Annotated in this window: 21 protein-coding genes; 9 read left to right on the forward strand and 12 right to left on the reverse strand. The window is 44.1% G+C overall.

Going from position 1 to position 22,008, the window contains the following annotated elements; genetic code table 11:
- Positions 1-324: 324 nt before the first annotated feature.
- The 7 genes from BEL04_RS04555 to trpD form a co-directional block, all read right to left on the reverse strand.
- Positions 325-810: a molybdopterin-dependent oxidoreductase gene (locus tag BEL04_RS04555; protein WP_066000677.1), complete on the reverse strand. Its 486-nt coding sequence runs from the start codon at positions 808-810 to the stop codon at positions 325-327.
- A gap of 12 nt (positions 811-822) precedes the next feature.
- A complete protein-coding gene (locus tag BEL04_RS04560; RefSeq protein WP_083227761.1) occupies positions 823-1,965 on the reverse strand; it encodes a cytochrome-c peroxidase in 1,143 nt (380 codons plus the stop codon).
- A gap of 69 nt (positions 1,966-2,034) precedes the next feature.
- Positions 2,035-2,784 (reverse strand): glycosyltransferase family 2 protein, encoded by a 750-nt coding sequence (locus tag BEL04_RS04565; protein WP_066000679.1) that lies wholly within the window; start codon positions 2,782-2,784, stop codon positions 2,035-2,037.
- Positions 2,785-2,835: 51 nt separating this feature from the next.
- On the reverse strand, positions 2,836-3,609 hold the full coding sequence (gene trpA, locus BEL04_RS04570; protein ID WP_066000681.1) for a tryptophan synthase subunit alpha: 774 nt from the start codon (positions 3,607-3,609) through the stop codon (positions 2,836-2,838).
- A 110-nt stretch (positions 3,610-3,719) separates the two neighbouring features.
- Complete coding sequence (gene trpB / locus BEL04_RS04575; protein WP_066000683.1) at positions 3,720-4,901, reverse strand: tryptophan synthase subunit beta; 1,182 nt, start codon at positions 4,899-4,901, stop codon at positions 3,720-3,722.
- Positions 4,898-5,623: a phosphoribosylanthranilate isomerase gene (locus BEL04_RS04580; RefSeq protein ID WP_066000685.1), complete on the reverse strand. Its 726-nt coding sequence runs from the start codon at positions 5,621-5,623 to the stop codon at positions 4,898-4,900. Before BEL04_RS04580 ends, trpB begins: the two co-directional genes overlap by 4 nt.
- 2 nt (positions 5,624-5,625) lie before the next feature.
- A complete protein-coding gene (trpD, locus tag BEL04_RS04585) occupies positions 5,626-6,615 on the reverse strand; it encodes an anthranilate phosphoribosyltransferase (protein ID WP_066000687.1) in 990 nt (329 codons plus the stop codon).
- Positions 6,616-6,832: 217 nt separating this feature from the next.
- Here trpD and BEL04_RS04590 point away from each other — a divergent pair, with 217 nt between their 5' ends.
- Positions 6,833-7,798 (forward strand): ion channel, encoded by a 966-nt coding sequence (locus BEL04_RS04590; RefSeq protein WP_066000689.1) that lies wholly within the window; start codon positions 6,833-6,835, stop codon positions 7,796-7,798.
- Positions 7,799-7,800: 2 nt separating this feature from the next.
- Here the strand turns inward: BEL04_RS04590 and BEL04_RS04595 are convergent, their stop codons facing one another.
- From BEL04_RS04595 to gatB, 4 genes are all read right to left on the reverse strand, one after another.
- Positions 7,801-8,520 (reverse strand): RluA family pseudouridine synthase, encoded by a 720-nt coding sequence (locus BEL04_RS04595; RefSeq protein ID WP_066000691.1) that lies wholly within the window; start codon positions 8,518-8,520, stop codon positions 7,801-7,803.
- 165 nt (positions 8,521-8,685) lie between these two features.
- Positions 8,686-9,375, reverse strand: coding sequence for a response regulator transcription factor (locus tag BEL04_RS04600; protein WP_066000692.1), 690 nt, complete (start codon positions 9,373-9,375; stop codon positions 8,686-8,688).
- Between the two features lie 91 nt (positions 9,376-9,466).
- Complete coding sequence (locus tag BEL04_RS04605; protein ID WP_066000693.1) at positions 9,467-10,609, reverse strand: TlpA disulfide reductase family protein; 1,143 nt, start codon at positions 10,607-10,609, stop codon at positions 9,467-9,469.
- Complete coding sequence (gatB, locus tag BEL04_RS04610; protein WP_066000694.1) at positions 10,606-12,078, reverse strand: Asp-tRNA(Asn)/Glu-tRNA(Gln) amidotransferase subunit GatB; 1,473 nt, start codon at positions 12,076-12,078, stop codon at positions 10,606-10,608. The genes BEL04_RS04605 and gatB overlap by 4 nt, the downstream gene beginning before the upstream one ends.
- Positions 12,079-12,234: 156 nt before the next feature.
- Here gatB and BEL04_RS04615 point away from each other — a divergent pair, with 156 nt between their 5' ends.
- A complete protein-coding gene (locus BEL04_RS04615; RefSeq protein ID WP_066000696.1) occupies positions 12,235-12,654 on the forward strand; it encodes a hypothetical protein in 420 nt (139 codons plus the stop codon).
- 24 nt (positions 12,655-12,678) lie between these two features.
- On the opposite strand, the gene alaS is transcribed toward BEL04_RS04615, so the two are convergent.
- Entirely contained in the window at positions 12,679-15,348 is a 2,670-nt protein-coding gene (gene alaS / locus BEL04_RS04620) for an alanine--tRNA ligase (protein WP_066000699.1), read from the reverse strand.
- A gap of 327 nt (positions 15,349-15,675) precedes the next feature.
- Between alaS and BEL04_RS04630 the strand changes: the two genes are divergently transcribed.
- The 7 genes from BEL04_RS04630 (at position 15,676) to hisH (ending at position 22,002) form a co-directional block, all read left to right on the forward strand.
- A complete protein-coding gene (locus tag BEL04_RS04630) occupies positions 15,676-16,011 on the forward strand; it encodes a MerR family transcriptional regulator (RefSeq protein WP_066000702.1) in 336 nt (111 codons plus the stop codon).
- Between the two features lie 44 nt (positions 16,012-16,055).
- Positions 16,056-16,520 carry a hypothetical protein gene (locus BEL04_RS04635; protein ID WP_139112916.1) on the forward strand — a complete coding sequence of 155 codons (465 nt, stop codon included), beginning with the start codon at positions 16,056-16,058 and terminating at the stop codon, positions 16,518-16,520.
- Positions 16,521-16,719: 199 nt separating this feature from the next.
- Positions 16,720-17,571, forward strand: coding sequence for an ATP phosphoribosyltransferase (gene hisG / locus BEL04_RS04640; RefSeq protein WP_066000706.1), 852 nt, complete (start codon positions 16,720-16,722; stop codon positions 17,569-17,571).
- An 83-nt stretch (positions 17,572-17,654) separates the two neighbouring features.
- On the forward strand, positions 17,655-18,947 hold the full coding sequence (hisD, locus tag BEL04_RS04645) for a histidinol dehydrogenase (protein ID WP_066000708.1): 1,293 nt from the start codon (positions 17,655-17,657) through the stop codon (positions 18,945-18,947).
- Between the two features lie 127 nt (positions 18,948-19,074).
- Positions 19,075-20,130: a histidinol-phosphate transaminase gene (gene hisC / locus BEL04_RS04650; protein ID WP_066000710.1), complete on the forward strand. Its 1,056-nt coding sequence runs from the start codon at positions 19,075-19,077 to the stop codon at positions 20,128-20,130.
- 42 nt (positions 20,131-20,172) lie between these two features.
- Positions 20,173-21,321, forward strand: coding sequence for a bifunctional histidinol-phosphatase/imidazoleglycerol-phosphate dehydratase HisB (hisB, locus tag BEL04_RS04655; RefSeq protein WP_066000711.1), 1,149 nt, complete (start codon positions 20,173-20,175; stop codon positions 21,319-21,321).
- 90 nt (positions 21,322-21,411) lie between these two features.
- Positions 21,412-22,002: an imidazole glycerol phosphate synthase subunit HisH gene (hisH, locus tag BEL04_RS04660; protein WP_066000712.1), complete on the forward strand. Its 591-nt coding sequence runs from the start codon at positions 21,412-21,414 to the stop codon at positions 22,000-22,002.
- Positions 22,003-22,008: the final 6 nt, after the last annotated feature.

The following is a 22,008-nucleotide window of genomic DNA, read 5'->3' on the forward strand; positions in this document are numbered from 1 at the left end:
AAATTACTTTGTTATAACGCTCTATCTGTCACTTTTTTTATATTGTTCAGCATCATTCCAGGGCAATAAGTATTAGTCATCTTTGGGAAAAAACAAAGATCATGAAAAATTTAAGTTACTTGTTCAGGGAACTCCGTTAGGGTATATATCAAAAGATCAAATTGTGCGGAACAGCAAAGGCGAAAAGCTTTATTTTATCGACGATAAAGTCAATGTCAGAAAGCAGCAACAAAAATGTGCCCCCGTTTTAAATACATTATAATCAAAACTCCCCGGTCAGATTTGGGGAGCTTTTTTGTATGGGTGTAGTAATATAAACGCTTTTTATTTTGCAAACAAGACTTTCAGTGAAGTAACCTGCTTGATGCAGCGGGCAGGTTTTTTCTCATCCTGTACGATGATCCTGAAGGGCCCATCGCCCTGTGGCAGAGGCTTACCGTCGACGGTATCAGCTAATATAATAGCCCTGTCTGTAAAACTTTTGTCCAGTTCGGCCAGGGCGAAAATAATCTCATAACCGTCGCTCGCGTTAACCAGAAGATATTTGGTCAAACTTTCCCGGTTCATTATCACACCTGCTTTTTGCAGGATATCGGCCAATATTACACCCGAATAGGTATGGTCCTTCCCGTCTTTATCTTTACGCACAACTGTAGTTTGGGTGTACTGATGCAGATCGGAAAGCGAAAGACTTAGTGGCGTTGTAACTTCTCCGGATACCTTAACGGTAGCCGCTGTCTGGGCCTGCGCTATTAACGATGTTGCAAGACCAGTAAAGGCGATAAAAGCTATGATCAATTGTTTTTTCATGGCAGAATGTTTCTATTTTTTTGACGCGCGTATGTTCGGATCGGAGAACCCGGGGTTGGTAATGAAGTCCTTATCTGTGAGCATATTTAGAAAAGCAATGATCTCTTTCTTTTCCTGTGGCGATAGTTTTAGTGTTTTGCCACCAACCTCATTGCTTTCGCCCCTAAAAACAGTGCTCAAAGATTCTGATTGCACAACATGGTCGCTGTAATGATCGAGCACCTCATCTAAAGTCTTAAAGCGCCCATCGTGCATATATGGCGCGGTTAAGGCGATATTGCGCAAAGTAGGCACTTTAAAACGGCCGCGATCGCCGGGCAAACCGGTAAGAGCTCCGATCCCATTGTCTTTTGGGATACTATCCAAACCATTGTTATGAAAAAGCTCCAGGTAAGTTTTAACACCGCCGTGGCAATGAGCACAATTCGCGCCTCGGATACCTTTTTCGGGTTGTGGGCCGGTGTTAAAGAGTTCCATGCCTTTTAGCTCCCCGGCGGTGGGTTGGTATGCTTTGCGGAGGTATTGGTCGTAGCGCGAATTTGCCGAGATCAATGTACGCTCAAATTGTGCTATGGCTTTACAAATGCGTTCGCCTGTAATGGTATCATCGCCATAAACCGCTTTAAATAACGGCGGATATTGGGGTTCGGTACTTAACTTTTTTGCCGATGTTGCCAGCGATTGCCCCATTTCGTGCGGATTGGTGAGTGGAATTGCCGCCTGCTCTTCCAGGCTTGCTGCGCGCCCGTCCCAAAAAAACTTCCTCGCCCAAAGCAGGTTAGCCAGCGACATGGAGTTGCGCGTAGTTTCTACCCCGTCTGCCCCTGCACTAAAAGGCCGGTTATCGGTAAAAGCAAATTGTTGTTGATGACAATTACCACAGCTTATAGTATTATTGGCCGACAGGCGTGGCTCATAAAACAACATCCTTCCCAGGTACACGCCCTGTTTGGTTGTAGGGTTATCATCGGGCACGTTTATACGGTTACCAAAATTGGCGGGGTAAATAAATTGATAAGTACCTGTTGGTATCGCTTCACGGTAATAGGTCCAGGCTGATATTAGCACACTAAAACCCAATACAACCAAAACAATAACCGGTTTATTCCATCGGTAGGGCAAAAATTTGAAGCAGTTTTTCCGGCTGTTTTTCAAGCGATCGCAGTTATACAGCAAAGTTGGCTTCTTTTAGTTTACCGAACAACCGGTTTAGCATAAAATCTGCTACTGAAGCTGATTTTTCCTTTTTACCCTTCCCATCAAAAACTTGAAATAAAAATAAGGGATCATCACTTTATTTTCGGTTTTCAGGTGAGTTTTCACAACACGGTGAAGATTAGACCCGACTTCCGCAATTTTCACCGCGGTTTTGTTGGTGCCGTCTGAGTGAAATGTACCCAAAACCCTATCGATCTTTACGATATTGAACTCTTTATAAGCCCTCAATAAAAACCAGATATCCATGGCATAATGGTCGTCGACAGGGAACTCGCCCAATATGGTTTGCAGGTTGCGGGTGTAAAAATAACTCACCGGGTTATTCGGAAACAGGTTTAACCAATATTGCAGGATATCCTGGTACCTATGCGACGGCACCCTGATCGAGCTACCCTCCGGGTTGATAAATACCAGGTTGCCAACAACCATATCAGTACCGGGCTTACTCCTGAAAACTTTGATTACTTCTTTAAAAGCACCCGGGGCGAACTCATCGTCGGCATTCAGATAAACGATAATATCGCCTGTCGACATGTTGAAAGCCTTGTTCATTGCGTCCGACTGGCCAAGATCGGGCTCTGATACCCACTGCAAATGTTCATCATATTTTTTAAACAGGTCGATCGAATTATCTGTCGAACCGCCGTCGACAATAATGTGCTCGTACTTATCATAATTTTGAGCTATTACGCTTTGAATGGCCCGTTCGAGATATTTACCGGTATTGTATGATGGCGTGAGGACACTTATTTTCATTGTTTTAAGATGCAATTAATATAATCATGCACCCGCAGTTAAATTAATAAATTATTCTTTAAACTGCCTGATAAAATCACTTATCCCGTCAAGATAATTTTCCGTTGCGCCCAGATACTTTACAAAAGCGCTCCCTACTATCGCACCATGATGATGTGCGCATGCTTTTTGGTAAGAAGTTTTATTGGCAATGCCAAAACCCACAATGGTTGGGTTTTTCAGGTGCATGTCCTCAATACGCCTAAAATAGGTATCAACTATATCATTAACATCCAAACTTTTGCCGGTGATACTTGATGACGATAACAAATAAATAAAACAATCGCTTAATTCATCAATCTTGTGGATACGATCAGCCGATGTTTGCGGGGTTACAAGGATAATGTTGCTCAGGTTATTTTCATTAAAGTACTTGCTGTACAATTGCTCGTACTCATGCATCGGCAAGTCGGGCACAATAATGCCATCCACGCCAACCTCTGCTGCTTTTTTACAGAAACGCTCTACGCCGTATTGTATCATAGGGTTGGCGTATCCCATCAGTATTACAGGTATACTTACACGCTTACGCAAGGCACCCAACTGATCAAACAGCACATTGAGGTTCATGCCGTTATCCAGGGCCGTTTGTGAACTTTGTTGAATAGTCGGCCCGTCTGCCATCGGATCGGAATATGGGAAACCGATCTCTAAAAAATCGGCACCGGCCTTTTCCAAAGCTTCAGCAATATCGATCGTGCTGTTTAACGTAGGATAACCCGCTGTATAGTAAATGGATAAAAGGCCTTTTTTACCCGAGGCGAAGAGTCTTTGTAATCTGTTCATTAGTTCACTCGTCATTAGTTCATTAGTGTCATTAGTCACTATTATTCTATCTGGTATATCTGTTTATGCTAAGACCAATGACTAATGAACCAATGGCCAATGAACCAATCTTAAAAATTAAAATGTTTAATATACGTCGCCAAATCTTTGTCTCCCCTTCCCGAAAGGCAGATGATCACGTTATCTTCCGGCTTAAACTTCATTTTTTCGAGTTGCGCCAGGGCATGCGCGGTTTCGATAGCCGGGATGATGCCTTCCAGTTGCGAGCACAACAAACCCGCCTGCAATGCCTCGTCATCGGTAATGCTTACGTATTGCGCGCGTTTTACTTTGTGCAGGTGTGCATGCTGCGGGCCGATACCAGGGTAATCCAAACCGGCTGAAATAGAGTAAGGTTCAACCACCTGACCATCGTCGGTCTGCATCAAAATGGTACGGCTACCGTGTAAAATGCCTTCACGGCCCAGTACCGAAGTGGCAGCCGAATGGCCGCTATCGATGCCTTTGCCTGCCGCTTCAACGGCTACGAGCTTTACGCTTTCGTCATCCAGGAAATGATAGAACATGCCCATCGCATTGCTGCCGCCGCCAACACAAGCCATTACATATTCGGGCAGGTGTTTGCCGGTATGCTCAAACAATTGTTTTTTTGCTTCCGCAGATATGATGGACTGGAAACGCGCTACCATATCCGGATAAGGATACGGCCCTACTACCGAACCGATAATGTAATGCGTGTCGACAGGGTTATTGATCCAGTCGCGCATGGCTTCGTTGGTGGCGTCTTTCAGGGTTTTACTACCCGATAGTGCCGGAACTACGGTTGCGCCTAACATCTTCATGCGGGCAACGTTCGGCGCCTGGCGCTCAATGTCGATCTCGCCCATATAAACCACGCATTCGATACCTTTTAAGGCACATACAGTTGCTGTAGCTACGCCGTGCTGACCAGCTCCGGTTTCAGCAATAATACGCTTTTTGCCCAAACGCCCGGCAAGCAGTATCTGGCCGATGGCATTGTTTATCTTATGCGAACCGGTATGGTTCAGATCTTCACGCTTGAAGAATATGTTGGCGCCATAACGCTCCGAGAAACGTTTAGCCAGGTATAGAGGCGATGGCCTGCCTACATAATCTTTCAAAAGCCGGTCGAACTCATCGGTAAAGCTCTTATCGGTAGTGATAGCCATATATTGCTGGCGCAATTCTTCAATGTTGGGGTATAACATTTCGGGGATATACGCCCCGCCAAAATCGCCGTAATAGCCTAAATCGTTAACTCCGTATTTCATTCTGTATCTGTTGATCGTAGTAAATTAAATGCTTTTTGTAAAAGCCCGATATCTTTTAACCCGGGTTCGGTTTCAAAACGGCTATTCAAATCAACGCCGTAAAAAGCCGGGTGTTTAATTTTTTTCACTTCGGCCAGGTTATCCAAACTTAACCCACCGCTTAAAAAAAAAGGCACATCCAAAGTATATTGTTCAAGGATATCCCAATTGAACTTTTTACCCGAACCGCCATGCTGCGATGTTTTGGTATCGAATAAAAAATAATCCACCACCCCAACGTAGGCATCCAGCTGACTAAAATCAAACCCATCATCCAATCCGAAAGCTTTGATCACAACAACATCTTTTTCCAACTGAACGGTTTTACGGGTTTCGCCGCTCAGTTTCATCACTTTTCTGCCATTTTTTACCACGTCAACAATGTGCGTTACAATCATGGGCTTTTTGTTTTTTAAAGCATCGCATATTACAGGACTTTCCTGGCCATGTAACTGAAGAACGTCAAGGTCGTATTCACTCACCTTTTCTATTATCTTGTCAATACCATGGCTTACAAAAACCCCGGTTTTAAGCGGCTTTAAACCGGTTAAGGCATCGGCAGGTAGATCATCAATAAATCTCGGCGATTGATCATAACAGATAAAACCCACATAATCAGGCTCCAACGCTGCAACTGCATTGATATTATCAGGATATTTCAAACCGCAAACCTTGATTTTCATCCTCAGTTGTTTGTAAGATTTTTAAAACTGATCAATGCTTTTTTGCTTAACAGCGACTCTTCGGCTTCATAGTAACAATCCCCAAAGCTTTTACCAGGGCTAAGCGTTTGTATGGCCAGGGCTGCATTGCACAGTACAACATTGGTTTGTGCCGCGGTTGCCTCGCCAACTAAAACACTGATAAAAATATCTGCCGATTCGGGCACAGTACTACCGCCCGCTATGTCTGCAGGCAGCAACTTATCAAAACCAAGGTCAACAATACTGTTTATCTTCTCGCCTGTTTTACTGAAAGTTTTAAAATCGCAGGTTAGCGACACTTCATCATAACCTTCGAGAGTGTGCAGGATGGTATAATTTTTATCTGATTTCTGGTACAGGTAAGCATATAAACGAGCCAATTCTAAGCTAAATACACCAACTATCTGATTTTTTGGTTTAGCCGGGTTAACCATCGGGCCGAGCATATTAAAGAAAGTTTTTACACCCAGTTCGCGGCGAATGGGCGCAACGGTTTTCATTGCGGGATGAAACAACGGGGCGTGCAGAAAGCAGATATTTGCTTCGTCGATACTTCTTTTTAATTTATCGTTATCGTTGGTGAACTGGTAGCCTAAATACTCCATCACATTGGATGAGCCGCAGCCCGAAGAAACACCGTAGTTGCCGTGCTTGGCAACTTTATAACCTGCACCTGCCACCACGAATGACGCCAGGGTCGAAATGTTGAAAGTGTCTTTTCCGTCACCACCGGTACCGCAAAGGTCGATCATGTTGTCGGTGCCCAGATCAACCGGAAGACAAAGCTCCAGCATAGCATCCCGGAATCCTTCCAACTCGTCTACGGTAATATTGCGCATGCAATACGCCGTCATAAAAGCTGCCATTTGCGAGCTGTTGTACTTGCCCTGCGCAATATCGGTCAAGATGGCTTTCGACTCCTGCTTGCTGAAGGTTTTGTGCTCAAAAAGATGATTTAGTATCTGTTTCATTAATTTATCACAATAAAAAAGGGCTGCCATTTTGGGCAACCCTTTCAAATATATTTACTATAGTTTAAACACAGGGATGCCTTACGATTACTCGTTAAGCCACCACCAGTTGTTATTTAAACCCGCTTTTTTCATTTGTTGCAACAAATATGGAAATTGTTTTTTCTAAAAACAAGCATTATAATAAATTTACAGGTATTAGCCTCATATTTACAGCATGGGATTTAAAAAAGTAAAATTCAACCCCGAAAACGACCTCGGCTTTGGCACGCAGGCAGTTGTTAAAAACCAACGATTGATCAACCAGGATGGGTCGGTAAATGTAAAGCGCAAAGGCCTGTCGTTTTTCGATACATCAAATAACTATCATACTTTAATTACCATGCGCTGGACCAAATTCTGGCTGCTGGTATTAAGCGGATACATTATCATTAATCTCCTGTTTACAGTTGTATACCTGCTTTTGGGAGCCGAACATCTCGCAGGATCGGAAGGGCGCACGCCTGTCGAGCATTTTTTTGACGCTTTCTTTTTCTCAGCGCAAACCATATCTACGGTCGGTTACGGCCACATGAGCCCATCAGGTATTGCCACCAACGCTGTTGCGGCTTTTGAGTCGATGATGGGCTTGCTCACATTCGCATTGGCTACGGGTTTATTATACGGACGTTTTTCGAGGCCCACAGCAAAAATTATTTACAGCAAACACCTGATTGTGGCGCCTTATGGCGAGAATGGTTTGGGATTGATGTTCCGATTGGCGAATCAACGCCGTAGCTCGCTTATCGACCTGCAGGTTGAGCTCAACCTGTCATACGTAGAGGAGGTTGACGGTAAACCCGTAAGGCGATTTGTTCAACTCGAACTGGAACGCAAACGCGTTAGTTTGCTGAGCCTGAACTGGACGGTGGTACACCCATTGGATGAACACAGCCCGTTAAAAGGAGTTACCTACGAAGACATGATCAAAGCACAGGTAAATTTCACCGTATTGCTGAAAGCCTTTGACGATACCTTTGCGCAGACAGTACATTCGCGCACCTCCTACCAATCCGACGAGATAGTTTGGGGCGCTAAATTCAGCCCGGTTTTCGAGCGCGACGGTGAGGGGCAGATCGTACTCGACCTGAGTAAAATAAGCGCACACGAAAGAGTAGAGATCAACCAGCTTTTACTGGTTTGATATCAGCTATCAAATTTATCCAGCAATTTCAACAGCGTTTCAAAATCTTTTGGGTAGGGCGCGTGGACGGTTATAGGTGTATTTTCGTTGGTTTTAAAACTTACCTCGTAAGCATGCAGCGCAAAACGCTTCATGATCGGTAATTCTTCCTGATCCTTACCGATGCGGTAACCAGGTTTAATTTCGGATAAAAACACAGGTTTCCCTTTATACATTTCGTCGCCGGCTATCGATGCACGCTGTGTTGCAAGGTGAATGCGGATCTGGTGCATACGCCCGGTAACCGGGCGGCAATCGACCAAAGTATAATGTTTAAAGTATTTGATAGACTGAAAATGGGTTTCTGCCCTCTTACCCTCCTGCCGGCTGATAGTTACGTTGCCTTTGCCAGAGTTTAATATCGGCAGATCGATCTGCAAATCTTCAAATACATGCGTGCCTTCGATAACTGCATGGTAAACCTTTTTTACCTGGCGCTTCTCAAACTGGATAGATACGTAACGATAAGCTTCGGGAGTTTTGGCGATGATTAGCGCTCCTGAAGTCTCCTTATCCAAACGGTGACATATCTGTGCATCATCCCAGTAGTTTTTAGCCAGGCGCAGCATATTGATCTCTCCGCCTTCACGCTCATCAAGCGAGCTAATGAATGGTGGTTTATTTACAACAATAACGTCATCATTCTCAAACAATATCAGGTCCTGCAGCTTGGGTATTTTCATTTGGCTGCAAATATCGCAATATTTCGAATTTCGGATGTCGAATTTCGAATTTAATAGATAACGAAATCTTCAAAACACCCAAACTTTACAGTCTATAGACAGCAATTAATAAAATCATTGAGAAAAATAAATTCGAAATTCGACATCCGAAATCCGAAATTAATATTAATGCAGTTCGAACTTATAGCCTACGCCTTTAACCGTCGAAACATAGTTTTCGCCGAGCTTTTCGCGCAGCTTGCGGATGTGTACATCGATGGTGCGATTGGTAACTACAACCGAATCTTCCCAGATGTTTTTCAGGATGATCTCGCGGGTGTAGACCTTGCCTGGCTTCGATGCCAACAGGTACAACAATTCAAACTCTTTCTTAGCTAAAACTACTTTCTCGCCATTTTGAAAAACCAGGTAAGCTTCACGGTCAATAACCAGATCGCCTATTTCGAGTTTATTATCAGATATTTCTTCAGTTGGCGAATTGCGCCTTAGTATAGCGTTAATACGGCTCACCAGGGCGCGCGGTTTGATCGGCTTGGCTATATAATCGTCGGCGCCTACGTTAAACCCGGCTATTTCTGAATATTCTTCGCTGCGGGCGGTTAAAAATACCATGAACGTGTTTTTGAATTCGGGCATGGTGCGCATAATGCGGCAGGCCTCTATACCGTCCATTTTAGGCATCATGATATCCAGTATGATCAGGTCGGGAAGTACTTTTTTAGCTTCAGAAACAGCTTCCTGACCATTGCGTGCAGTAAATACCTGGTAACCTTCTTTCTTTAAGTTATACTCTATCAACTCCAAAATATCCGGTTCATCGTCAACAATCAGAATCTTTTGTTTTGAATTGCTCATTTGTATTTTTTGTGTAAATGTATAAGCTTAATTAAAGCAAAAGGTTAAATAGATATTAACAAATTGTTAATGATTACATTAACTTAACTTTCTATTGAGGCTTATTAAACGTTTTGTTCAAAAAAACTTCAAGGTCAGTTCCTGTGATATTTTTGGCTACGATAATGCCATTGGGATCGATGATAAAATTTGACGGTATGGCTTCTATTTTGTACAATTTTTCGGTAGCGCCGTCAAAGCGTTTCAGATCGCCCGCCTGGCGCCAGGTTATCTTATCGGCCGCCACGGCTTTCGCCCAGTCTTTTTTGTTATTATCGAGCGAAACACCTAAAATGTTCAGCCCTTTATCTTTAAACCGGGCATATTGTTTTACTACGTTGGGGTTTTCCTGGCGGCATGGCATGCACCACGAGGCCCAGAAATCCACCATCAGGTATTTGCCTTTATAATCGGACAGCTTAACAGGCTTGCCGTCAAAATCGAGCAGCGTAAATTCGGGGGCTGCATGGCCCACAGATAAAGGTTTTACAGCCTCCATCTCTTTTACAAAGTTCTGCACATCCTTATTTCCGGCGAATTTATCTTTGACCACATCGGCGTAGGCAACTAATTTTTGCTCGTATTTATATTTATCCAATGTTTTTGAGGCATAAAAAGCAGCTAATGAGTTTTTGTTCGAATCGATAAACGCCAAAGTTTTTGCTCCATAATCATCCATGTTCTGGATAAACTTTGGATAATACAGTTTATAAAGCGCATCTGAATCGGCTTTGTTCTTTGCCTGTTTAGCCTTTGCTCCGTACTCGTTTGTAAGCTTTGTGGTAATAGCCGCAAAGTAATTGCTCATTTTATTGAGCTTATACATATTCTCCGAATCATCTGATCCGGAAATTTCATACGTATAAGTAGTATCCTTGCCGTTTAATTTAAATGATATCTCATCGCCGTTTTTAGCGATGATATCATAAGTATGGCTGCCTAACAACACTTTATAAAATGTTGGAAAGAATGCCTGGCGCTTAAACGAAAAACGACCGTCGCTCAACGCCGCCGAGTCGACAGTCGTCATCGAATAGCTCAATGCGGTATCCGGCGCCAATAAATAAGCCGTTTTGATCTTGCCGGGGTTATCTACCAGCCCTTTCAATATAAAATTGTCGTTATCCTTACATGAGGTGATCGATGTAACGGCACAAAAAACAACTGCTAAACAAGCTAATGATTTTACTCTCATTTTGACGACTCTAATACTTCAATTAATAACTGGTTGGTTTTTTTAGGATCGATCTTTCCTTTTGATATTTTCATGATCTCGCCCATAAATAAACCTAAAACCCCCTTTTTACCCTTGTGATACTCAATTACCTTGTCGGGATGCTTATCTAATGCCTGTTTAATGAATGAAGCCACATCCGACGAGCTTTGATCGATGACCAGGTTCTGCTCTTCTGCTATTTGCCGGGCTGTTTTGGCCGGACTCTTAATTAACTCAGGAAATATTTTTTGGGCAGCTACCGAATTGCTCACCTTGCCACTTTCAACCAGTCCAATAATGTCGGCAATCCGGGCAGGTTTTAATGCAAACGCACTGATCGAAATACCGTTATCGTTGAGGTAAGATTTTACCGGGCCCATCATCCAGTTCGAAGCAGCTTTGTAATGGCTCGTATGATTGATCAGCTCTTCAAAATACATCGCCATCTCTTTATCGGCGGTGATCACCGAAGCATCGTACGCGGGAAGACCCAGTTGGCTGGTATATTTATGGTACAACTCTTTCGGTAAAGCCGGCATAGCCTTACGGATGTTTTGTACCTGCTCTTCCGAAATAATCACCGGCGGCAGATCCGGATCAGGGAAATAACGATAATCGTTAGCCATTTCCTTCGAGCGTAATACCGAAGTTTCGCCGGTATCAGCGTCAAAATTCAAAGTATTCTGATCTATGGTACCGCCAGCTTCAATTACCGACACCTGCCTCAAAAACTCATGTTCGATGGCGCGCTGCACATTACGGATAGAGTTGAGGTTTTTTACCTCGCAACGGTTACCCAACTTTTCTGAGCCTTTTAGCCGTACCGAAATATTGGCATCGCAGCGCATACTACCCTCTTCCATATTGCCATCGCAAATATCGAGATAACGCAGCAGGCGGCGTATCTCGGTAAGGTATTGGTAGGCTTCTTCGGCGCTGTGCATGTCAGGCTCTGATACGATCTCGAGCAAAGGCACACCTGCCCGGTTAAGGTCGATGAGCGATTCGGTATCGTGCTGATCGTGCATGCTTTTGCCTGCATCCTCTTCCATGTGGATATGATGAATGGCTATATCCTTAATTTCACCGCTTTTGAGCTTTACTTCAACTTTTCCCCCGATGCAAACAGGTTCGGTATCCTGGCTAATCTGGTAGCCCTTGGGCAGGTCGGCATAAAAGTAGTTTTTTCGGGCAAAGTGGTTATTGAGGTTGATACGGCTCTCTACAGCCAGTCCCATCTTAATGGCATACTCCACAACTTTGCTGTTTAAACGCGGCAACGTGCCAGGATGACCTAAAGATATCGGGCTAATGTGGGTATTCGGACCTGAGCCAAAAGCAGCTGAATCAGACGAGAAGGCTTTACTCTCGGTAGAAAGCTGCGCGTGCACCTCTAATCCGACAACTAACTCATATTTATCAGTGTTAATAAGGGTTGTATTTGTCATTCTAAATCCTGGTTAACCCATCAGACGGATTAACGCTGCCAAACTTACATAAAATTTCTTTTTTAAATTATTGCGTGCAAGCCCCTCAAACACCTTTTGACATCAAAAACGGCATCATAATTGAATTAGCAGGGCCATGTACCATAAAACACGACGATGAATAAGCTTTTGATGATCGGCATCCTGGGTTATATACTTTGTTTTGGAAATAAAAATGAAAGTATGGCGCAGACCGGTCAGCATGTTAATATCAGTTCGCAGCCAATTTGGGGCCCTGAAGGCTACGATCGGGTGGATTATTACTACCTGCCCAATATTGAGACTTATTATTGCGTGGCAACGCACCAGTTTATTTACCTGAGCGGAGGCCGCTGGGTTTTTACCAATAATCTGCCGCCAAAATATGCCAGATATGACCTGTATTCAGGATATAAGGTAATTATCAATAAGCCTCGGCCCTATTTAAACTTTAACGAAGACAGGACCATATATTTAAGCTACCGCGATTACCGGGGGCGCCAGGTACCGATAAGGGACTCGCACAACCCGAAGTATATCCGGAGTACGAAGCATTAATACATCTCAAACACGGTTAAGCGATTACTTTGGTAAAAACTCTTTCGCCTTATCCAAAGCACGCTGCAAACCGCTTGCATCCTTACCGCCTGCTGTAGCGAAGAATGGCTGACCGCCGCCGCCACCCTGTATTTCTTTAGCTAACTCGCGTACAATTTTTCCGGCATCCAGTCCTTTTTCTTTCACAAGGTTTTCGCTTAACATTACCGTAAGGTTGGGCTTGCCTTCAATATCGGCAGCCAGCACCAAAAACATGTCCGCCACGATATCTTTAATACCGTAAGCCAGGGTTTTAACTGCATCGGCAGTAGGCAGGTCTACCATTTCGGCAATGAAATTGATTCCGTTGATATTCTGAGCCTTATCAGCAAGGCCTTGCTTTAAGCCCGAGGCCTTTTGCAGTAATGCTTTACCCTGATCCTTCTTAAGCTTACTATTTTCTTCGAGCAACTCAGCGATGGCTTTGGTCATATCTTTCGGATTTTTAAGCAAACCTTTGATGTCGTCAACCATTTTGCTTTGATCCTGGATAAAATTGAGCGACACGGCGTTGGTGATCGCTTCAATACGACGTACACCGGCTGCGACAGCACTCTCGGAGGTGATCTTGAAGAACCCGATCTGCCCGGTGGCTTTCACATGCGTACCGCCGCATAGCTCACTGCTAAAATTAGCGTCGAAGGTGATCATCCTAACCGTGCTCCCGTATTTTTCGCCGAATAAGGCCGTAGCGCCGGCATTAATGGCGTCGTTGTACAGCATGTCGCGGTTTTCTTCCAGCGGGATGTCTTCCATAATCTTCTGGTTCACGATACGCTCGATAACTACCAGGTCGTCCTCGGATACTTTGGCAAAATGCGAAAAATCGAAGCGCAGGTACTCGGGGTTAACCAGCGAGCCTTTTTGCGCTACATGCGTGCCCAATACTTCTTTCAATGCCGCGTGCATTAAATGCGTAGCCGAATGGTTGGCATTGGTAAGCATACGCAGGCCGGTATTAATATAAGCATTAACCCGGTTAGGCATGTTTTGGGGCAATACGGTAGGCTTTTCACCGGCTTCCGTCCAGGTAGGCTGCAGATCGCAGATATGCAGGGTAAGGCCATTTTCTTTTTTAACGTCTTTCACATCAAAAACTATCGGGCCGGTGCGCTCGTCGGCCCATTCGGTTACGATCTGCCCGGTATCGCCTACCTGGCCGCCGCCTTCGGCGTAAAAAGGGGTAATATCCAATACCAGGTGATATTGCTCCTTACCCTGGGCAACCACCTTGCGGTATTTCAATATTTGGGAGTACGATTGATATTCATCATAACCGATGAAACGCGTATTATCGCCCGGGCGCAGAACAACCCAGTCGCCCGCATTAACTGTAGCTGCCACTTTAGAGCGATTTTTTTGTTGAGCCAAAGCAGCTTCATAACCAGCAATGTCAACCGTTAAGCCTTTCTCACGGGCCATCAACTCGGTTAAATCTAAAGGGAAACCAAACGTGTCTGAAAGTTCAAATGCCGCATCGCCCGAAATAACATCACTTGTACTAATTTCATTAAACTTCTTAATCCCCTGATCCAGAGTTCGCAAAAACGAAGTTTCTTCTTCCAAAATAACCTTCTGCACAAAATCCTTTTGATCCACTATTTCCGGGAATACGCCATCGAACTGCTGTGCCAGCAAAGGCACCAACTGGTTCATAAAAGGCTCCTTGAAGTTGAGGTATTGATAGGCATAACGGACGGCACGGCGCAAAATGCGGCGGATAACATAGCCGGCCTTGTTATTGCTTGGCAACTGCCCGTCGGCAATGGCGAAGCTGATGGCACGGATATGATCGGCCATTACGCGCATGGCGATGTCTGTTTTAATATCCTTACCGTAAGCAATGCCGCTTTTTTCGGCAATAAACTGTATCAGCGGTTGAAAAACATCGGTATCATAATTTGATGTCTTGCCTTGCAGTACACGTACCAAGCGCTCAAAGCCCATACCGGTATCCACGTGTTTGGCAGGCAAAGGTTGCAGGCTACCGTCTCTTAAACGATTAAACTGCATAAACACGTTGTTCCATATTTCGATTACCTGATCGTGATCGCCGTTTACCAACTCAGCGCCATCTTTTTCTTTTCTATCGGCATCCGGACGGCTATCGTAGTGTATCTCCGAGCACGGGCCGCAGGGTCCGGTCTCGCCCATTTCCCAAAAATTATCCTTTTTATTGCCGGGTAAAATATGGTTCGGCGCTACAAATTGCGCCCAAAGGTCGTAAGCTTCCTGGTCCTTAGCCAGGCCTTCTTTTTCGTCGCCTTCAAAATAGGTTACGTACAAACGGCTCTTATCCAGTTTATAAACCTCGGTAAGCAGTTCCCAGCTCCAGGCTATGGCTTCCTTTTTAAAGTAATCGCCAAAGCTCCAGTTGCCCAGCATCTCGAACATGGTGTGGTGATAGGTATCGATACCTACTTCTTCCAGGTCGTTATGCTTGCCCGATACCCGCAGGCAGCGCTGTGTATCGGCAACACGTGGGGCCTTAGGTGCTTCTTCGCCTAAAAAAATGGCCTTAAACTGGTTCATACCGGCGTTAGTGAACATCAGTGTAGGGTCGTTTTTAACAACTATAGGTGCCGAAGGCACGATGGTATGTCCTTTAGAAACAAAGAAATCTAAAAAGGCCTGGCGTATCTGGGATGCGGTCATGGAGTTATACAAATAGAGCTGCAAAGATAGCAGATAGTCCGAAAGTCGGAAAGGCCGAAAGAGGGAAAGTCGCCCAATCTCATATAGCAATGGGTTTTAGACCCATCGCTATGAAGAAGTTTGCGTTAAGGATTGAAGCGCCCGCCTGCCGGCAGGCAGGGATACCGGCCCTGTGGCTAATGCCTGTGCAGTATAAGCGGAAAGCCTGGCCCGAAGCGAGCCTTGGCCAAATGCTATGGCAGGCGAAGGGAAACGCCCAAAATATTACTTTTATAACCTTAAAACCTTCCAACATTTTAACATTAAAACAAATAACTATCTTTGCGTATGCCTTACAAAGAACGCGACATAACCAAGATGTACTATACCATGGGCGAAGTATCGGTGATGTTTGATGTTAACCAATCGTTACTGCGCTTTTACGAAAAGGAATTTGATATTCTGCAGCCTAAAAAGAATAAAAAAGGCAACCGCTATTTTACGCCTGAGGATATAGAGAACCTGAAGATCATCTTCCATCTGATCAACGATAAAGGCTATACCCTGCAAGGCGCCAAAGATCACCTGAAACAAAACCTGAACGAGAGCAAGGATAACCAGAGTGTAATTAACGCGCTGGAGAATCTAAAGAGCTTTTTGCTGGAGGTGAGAGATCAACTGTAAAGCCCGCTACACCCTTAAGGAAGCGATTCATAATCAAGAGTTTTATGGGTATTTTTTCAAGGACACCTTTGGTTAAAGAAATAGAACTGAAGAAAGAATACAAGTTTATGTATGAGAATTTCATCATCTCTTCTCAGCATGAATTATATCTTTTACTCGAAGAAAGTAATGGCATTATCGATGCATTAAAGTTTAACTTCAGTATTTATAAGTATGGTTATCCCAATGATGAAGCGTTAGGAGCCCACCCATTGGCTAAGTTTGGATTAAAGTGGTACAGCTTTTTTGAAGTAGAGAACTCGCCTTGGATAGAAGAACTAAAAGTAGCTAACAGAGTTCATCACCGCCATGAGGATAGTTTATATAAAGACAGAAAGCACTACACAGTCACTTTTAAAGACGTTACTCTCGACGTAATAACCTCAAGCCCGTTTGAGGTAGTAGAATTGACCAGGAACGACATTATTCGCTTTGTAAATGAGCAGATAGACTATCTGAACGTAGATTAACAGTTGTATTGATTTTGTTTTTCTAAATATCTGCCTATATTTGCCGCAACTTACCTCGACAAAGGTTGAATTTAATGAACGGTTTTAACATACATCATCTCCATCTGCATCATCGTACCAAGTAACGATGGCATACCCGTATGTTAATTTTTGAGAGATCAGAACCGTTTAATCTAACAACATCCTTAATACAAACTTTGTGAAAACACTTAAAATAGCGATCCAGAAATCGGGCCGTTTGAACGAAAAATCTGTTGAATTATTAAAAAATTGCGGCTTAAGCTTTGATAACTATAAAAGCTCATTGATATCGCCGGTGTCGAATTTCCCGCTCGAAATATTGTTCCTGCGGGATGATGATATACCTGAATATGTACAGGATGGTATTGCCGACCTGGGCATAGTAGGCGAAAATATGATACAGGAAACCGAAGTGGATGTAAATTACCTGCAGCGCCTGGGCTTTGGTAAATGCACTTTAAAGATTGCCGTACCCAACAACAGCAATTTTCAAACCTTAACCGACCTGCAAGGTAAATCCATCGCCACATCCTACCCTGCTATTTTAGGTAAATTTTTAAAGGAGAACAACATTCAGTCGGATATCCGCATGATATCCGGTTCGGTGGAGATTTCGCCGGGTTTGGGATTGAGCGATGCGATATTTGATATCGTATCAACCGGCGGCACGCTAAAGAGCAATGGTTTAAAACCTTTTGCCGATGTAATGTCGTCGGAAGCGATACTGATCGGCAACAAGAACATCGAAAACCAGGATCTGATCGAAGAGCTGATCGCACGTATCCAATCGGTACTGCGCGCTAAAGAAACAAAATATGTGGTATTGAACGTAGCTAAAGCCAACCTGCCGCAGGTTATTGAGCTGCTGCCGGGTGTAAAAAGCCCGTCGGTAGTGCCGTTGGCCGAGGAAGATTGGGTGGCGGTGCATACCGTTATCCCCGAACGTGATTTTTGGGATAAGATCAGCAAGCTGAAACAGGCCGGTGCCCAGGGCATTGTGGTAATGCCGATTGAGAAGATAATAGTTTGAAACAGTTGTCAGTTGTCGGTAATTAGTTGTCAGTTCCCTGATAATTAAAACTGATAACAGACAACGGAAAACAGGCAACTTATATGAAAACATATAAATACAGCGAACTTTCGGAAAGCGAACTCCGCGAACTGGTTCAACGCAATGTTGACCCGGCGAATGAGATACGCACTATTGTAGAAGAAATTATTGCCAATGTGCGCAAACATGGCGATAATGCCTTGCTTGAATATGCTTATAAGTTTGATAAAGTTGAATTACAAAAGCTGTATCTGGATAAAGATGAGTTAGCTGAATTGGCTTCCACATTGCAAACCGAGCAGAAAGCGGCCTTAGAAACCGCTTATAATAACATCAGAAAATTCCACTCGGCGCAGTTAAAGGCTGAAGATAAAATTGAAACCATGCCCGGCGTTACCTGCTGGCGTGAGGCTCGCGCCATCGAACGCGTGGGTTTATATATTCCCGGCGGCAGCGCGGTATTGCCAAGCACTTTATTGATGTTAGGCATACCCGCCCAAATAGCAGGCTGTAAAGAAATTGTGGTTTGCTCGCCACCGCAAAAAAGCGGCAAAGTAAATGCCTTTATTGCTTACGTTGCCCAACTGCTTGGTGTTGAAAAGATATACCTGGCAGGTGGCGCGCAGGCGGTTGCGGCGATGGCCTATGGTACCAAAACCATCCCGGCGGTTGATAAAATATTCGGCCCGGGAAACCAGTTTGTAACCAAGGCCAAAACCATTATTCAGTCAACAACCACCTGCGCCATTGATATGCCCGCCGGCCCGTCGGAAGTATTGATTATTGCGGATGAAACATCAAACCCGGAATTTATTGCAGCCGATTTGCTGGCTCAGGCCGAACATGGAGCAGACAGCCAATCGATTTTAGTAGCAACATCACGGGTTATTATAGATAGTGCTATTGATGCCATGGAGAGACAATTACCAGTATTACCGCGGGCGGAGATCGCCGGCAAGGCTATCGAAAACTCGTATGCCGTTTTGGTAAATGATCTGAAACAAGCCATGGCTTTCAGCAACCTTTACGCCCCCGAGCATTTGATATTGGCTACAGAAAACTGGCAGCAGATAACCGGCGATATCGTAAATGCGGGTTCGATATTTTTAGGAAATCTGACACCTGAAAGCGTGGGCGACTATGCTTCGGGAACCAACCATACGCTGCCAACAAGCGCGTACGCCAGGGCATATTCGGGCGTATCTGTCGATTCGTTTGTAAAAAAGATCACTTTTCAGCATATCACGCCTGATGGCATCAAAAACATCGGGCCAAGCGTAGAAATTTTAGCCGAGTTAGAGGGTTTACACGCCCATAAAAACGCGGTTAGTGTGAGATTAGAAAAGAATAAATAGAATAAAACAAAACCGTCATTACGAGGGATGAAGTAATCTTTGAGCTATTCAGGCCGGTGAGATGCATCGAATGTTCTATGTAGAGATTGCTTCGCTACCGCTCGCAATGATGTAATAAAAATACGACATGTTCGATTTAAACAATATACTACGAGAAAATATAAAGAACCTTACCCCCTATTCATCTGCACGAGATGAGTTTCAGGGCGAGGCAAGCGTATACCTGGATGCCAACGAAAATGCGTTCGGTTCGCCGTTGGATGAACAATATAATCGCTACCCCGACCCACTGCAGTACAATGTTAAAAAGCGTTTAAGCGAAATTAAAGGTGTACCTGTCTGCAATATTTTTTTAGGTAACGGTAGCGATGAGGCTATCGATATCCTGTTCCGGAGCTTTTGTAATCCGGGCGTAGATAACGTGATTATTGTGCCCCCAACTTATGGTATGTACCAGGTTTCGGCCAATATTAACGATGTAGAAGCCCGTAAAGTACATCTTACTGCCGATTACCAACTTAACCTGGATGGCATAGCCGAAGCAATAGACGATCGCACCAAGATGATTTTCGTCTGCTCGCCGAATAACCCGACCGGTAATTCAATTAACCGCGAAGATGTAGAAACATTATTGGCTAATTTTAATGGCATTGTAGTGGTCGACGAAGCTTATATTAATTACAGCCGCCAAAAAACCTTTATACAGGAATTGACCGAGTATGGCAACCTGGTAGTACTACAAACCCTTTCAAAGGCATGGGGTTTAGCCGGTTTACGTTTAGGCATGGCATTCGCCAGCGAAGAGATCATTGAGGTGATGAACCGTGTAAAACCGCCCTACAACATTAATGAAGCTACACAGCAACTGGTATTAAGAGCCTTGCAAAATGTGGACCAGGTAAATGAGTGGATAAAACAAACATTGATTGAGCGCGATAAACTGGTCTTAGCTTTAAAAGATTTTGATTTTGTACTGGATATCTACCCATCCGACGCGAATTTTATTTTAGTTAAAACTACCGATGCCAGGGGTATTTACAATCATCTGGTCGATCGGGGTATTATTGTGCGCGACCGCTCGAAAGTTGAACTATGCGAAGGCTGCCTGCGTATAACTGTCGGCACTCCCGAAGAGAACATTGCTTTAACAGAGCGGTTAAAAGCGCTTCATTTACCTGCATAATTTATTGACAACCAATAAATTTAATATTTTAGTATCCTAAGCATGAACAAACTCAAACGTATACTTTTTATAGATCGCGACGGCACTCTGATCAAAGAACCGGAAGACGAGCAGATCGACTCGTTCGCTAAACTGGTTTTTTATCCCGAAGCATTACAATATCTGCCTAAGATTGCCAAAGAACTCGATTTTGAACTGGTGATGGTGAGCAACCAGGATGGGCTGGGCACATCGTCGTACCCCGAAGATACTTTTTGGCCGGTGCAGAACTTTATCCTGCAAACGCTAAAAAACGAAGGCGTTGAGTTTAGTGATATGGTTATCGACCGCACTTTCGCTAAAGACAATGCCCCTACCCGCAAGCCGGGCACTGCTTTGCTCACAAAGTATTTTGACGCTACAATTTACGATCTGGCCGGTTCGTTTGTAATTGGCGACCGGATGAACGATGTACTGCTGGCGAAGAATTTAGGCGGAAAAGCGATCTGGCTGAACAACAATCCTGATTTGGGTACGCACGAATTTACAGATCAGCAAAAAGCCGAACTAACCCCGGTAGTTGCTTTAGAGACACCCGACTGGAAAAAGATATACGAGTTTTTAAAGCTGGGCGAACGTGTTACCGAACACCGTCGCGAAACAAAAGAGACCGATATTTTTATTAAATTGAATCTGGATGGCAAAGGCGATGCGAAAGTGAGCACAGGTTTGCATTTCTTCGATCATATGTTGGATCAGATAGCACGCCACGGCAACATTGATATAGAAATTACGGCAAAAGGCGACCTGCATATCGACGAGCATCATACTATTGAAGATACCGGCATTGCTTTAGGCGAAGCATTTTTAACCGCATTAGGCAACAAACGCGGTATTGAGCGTTATGGCTTTTGCCTGCCGATGGACGATTGCCTGGCACAGGTGGCACTCGATTTTGGCGGCAGAAACTGGCTGGTTTGGGATGCCGAATTTAAACGAGAAAAAATCGGTGAAATGCCGACGGAGATGTTCTACCATTTCTTTAAATCCTTCAGCGATGCGGCTAAATGCAACCTGAACATTAAAGCCGAAGGGCAAAACGAACATCACAAAATAGAAGCTATATTTAAGGCCTTTGCCAAAGCCATAAAAATGGCCGTGAGGCGCGATGTAAATAACATGGTTTTACCAAGTACGAAGGGTGTGTTGTAAAACCGAACAAAGAACAAGGAACAAAGATAAAAGACCCCGACTGGATTTTCATCTTTATTCCTTGTTCCTTAATCTTTCATCCAAAACAAAATGATAGGTATAGTTTACTACGGTGCAGGCAATATATTTTCGCTCACTTCGGCTTTGGACAGGCTGGGGATCAAATACGGTATGATACACAACGAAGCCGATTTTGAGCAATACGACCGTTACATTATTCCAGGCGTGGGCCATGCAGGTGCTGCTATGGATAAACTGACCAATACCGGTTTGGTACCAGCCATCAAAGCTTTAAAAAAACCAACCCTGGGTATTTGTGTAGGTATGCAATTACTCACCGAATATTCAGAAGAAGGCGATTCTGACCTGCTGGATATCATCCCGGTTAAAACCCTGCGTTTTGCCGACAGCGCCGAATACAAAGTACCGCACACCGGTTGGAACCGTGTTCATCCCGATAAGGAAAACCCCTTGTTTAAAAACATACCCGATGGAGCGCACTTTTATTTTGTACACTCTTATTACATCGAATACAACCCGTTATATAGCCTGGGAGTGACGGATTACAGCCTGAAGTTTTCGGCATCTATCCACAAAGACAATTTTTACGGCGTACAATTCCATCCTGAAAAATCGGGCACTTTTGGAGAACAACTTTTAACTAACTTTGCAAACCTTTAAATAACT

The organism is Mucilaginibacter sp. PPCGB 2223 (assembly GCF_001705515.1).
In the GTDB taxonomy this organism is placed as follows: Bacteria; Bacteroidota; Bacteroidia; order Sphingobacteriales; family Sphingobacteriaceae; genus Mucilaginibacter.

Coding starts and splice junctions, on each gene's coding strand:
- BEL04_RS04555 (WP_066000677.1), bottom strand. CDS start 810: ATGAAAAAACAATTGATCATAGCTTTTATCGCCTTTACTGGTCTTGCA.
- BEL04_RS04565 (WP_066000679.1), bottom strand. CDS start 2,784: ATGAAAATAAGTGTCCTCACGCCATCATACAATACCGGTAAATATCTC.
- trpA (WP_066000681.1), bottom strand. CDS start 3,609: ATGAACAGATTACAAAGACTCTTCGCCTCGGGTAAAAAAGGCCTTTTA.
- trpB (WP_066000683.1), bottom strand. CDS start 4,901: ATGAAATACGGAGTTAACGATTTAGGCTATTACGGCGATTTTGGCGGG.
- BEL04_RS04580 (WP_066000685.1), bottom strand. CDS start 5,623: ATGAAAATCAAGGTTTGCGGTTTGAAATATCCTGATAATATCAATGCA.
- trpD (WP_066000687.1), bottom strand. CDS start 6,615: ATGAAACAGATACTAAATCATCTTTTTGAGCACAAAACCTTCAGCAAG.
- BEL04_RS04590 (WP_066000689.1), top strand. CDS start 6,833: ATGGGATTTAAAAAAGTAAAATTCAACCCCGAAAACGACCTCGGCTTT.
- BEL04_RS04595 (WP_066000691.1), bottom strand. CDS start 8,520: ATGAAAATACCCAAGCTGCAGGACCTGATATTGTTTGAGAATGATGAC.
- BEL04_RS04600 (WP_066000692.1), bottom strand. CDS start 9,375: ATGAGCAATTCAAAACAAAAGATTCTGATTGTTGACGATGAACCGGAT.
- BEL04_RS04605 (WP_066000693.1), bottom strand. CDS start 10,609: ATGAGAGTAAAATCATTAGCTTGTTTAGCAGTTGTTTTTTGTGCCGTT.
- gatB (WP_066000694.1), bottom strand. CDS start 12,078: ATGACAAATACAACCCTTATTAACACTGATAAATATGAGTTAGTTGTC.
- BEL04_RS04615 (WP_066000696.1), top strand. CDS start 12,235: ATGAATAAGCTTTTGATGATCGGCATCCTGGGTTATATACTTTGTTTT.
- alaS (WP_066000699.1), bottom strand. CDS start 15,348: ATGACCGCATCCCAGATACGCCAGGCCTTTTTAGATTTCTTTGTTTCT.
- BEL04_RS04630 (WP_066000702.1), top strand. CDS start 15,676: ATGCCTTACAAAGAACGCGACATAACCAAGATGTACTATACCATGGGC.
- BEL04_RS04635 (WP_139112916.1), top strand. CDS start 16,056: ATGGGTATTTTTTCAAGGACACCTTTGGTTAAAGAAATAGAACTGAAG.
- hisD (WP_066000708.1), top strand. CDS start 17,655: ATGAAAACATATAAATACAGCGAACTTTCGGAAAGCGAACTCCGCGAA.
- hisC (WP_066000710.1), top strand. CDS start 19,075: ATGTTCGATTTAAACAATATACTACGAGAAAATATAAAGAACCTTACC.
- hisB (WP_066000711.1), top strand. CDS start 20,173: ATGAACAAACTCAAACGTATACTTTTTATAGATCGCGACGGCACTCTG.
- hisH (WP_066000712.1), top strand. CDS start 21,412: ATGATAGGTATAGTTTACTACGGTGCAGGCAATATATTTTCGCTCACT.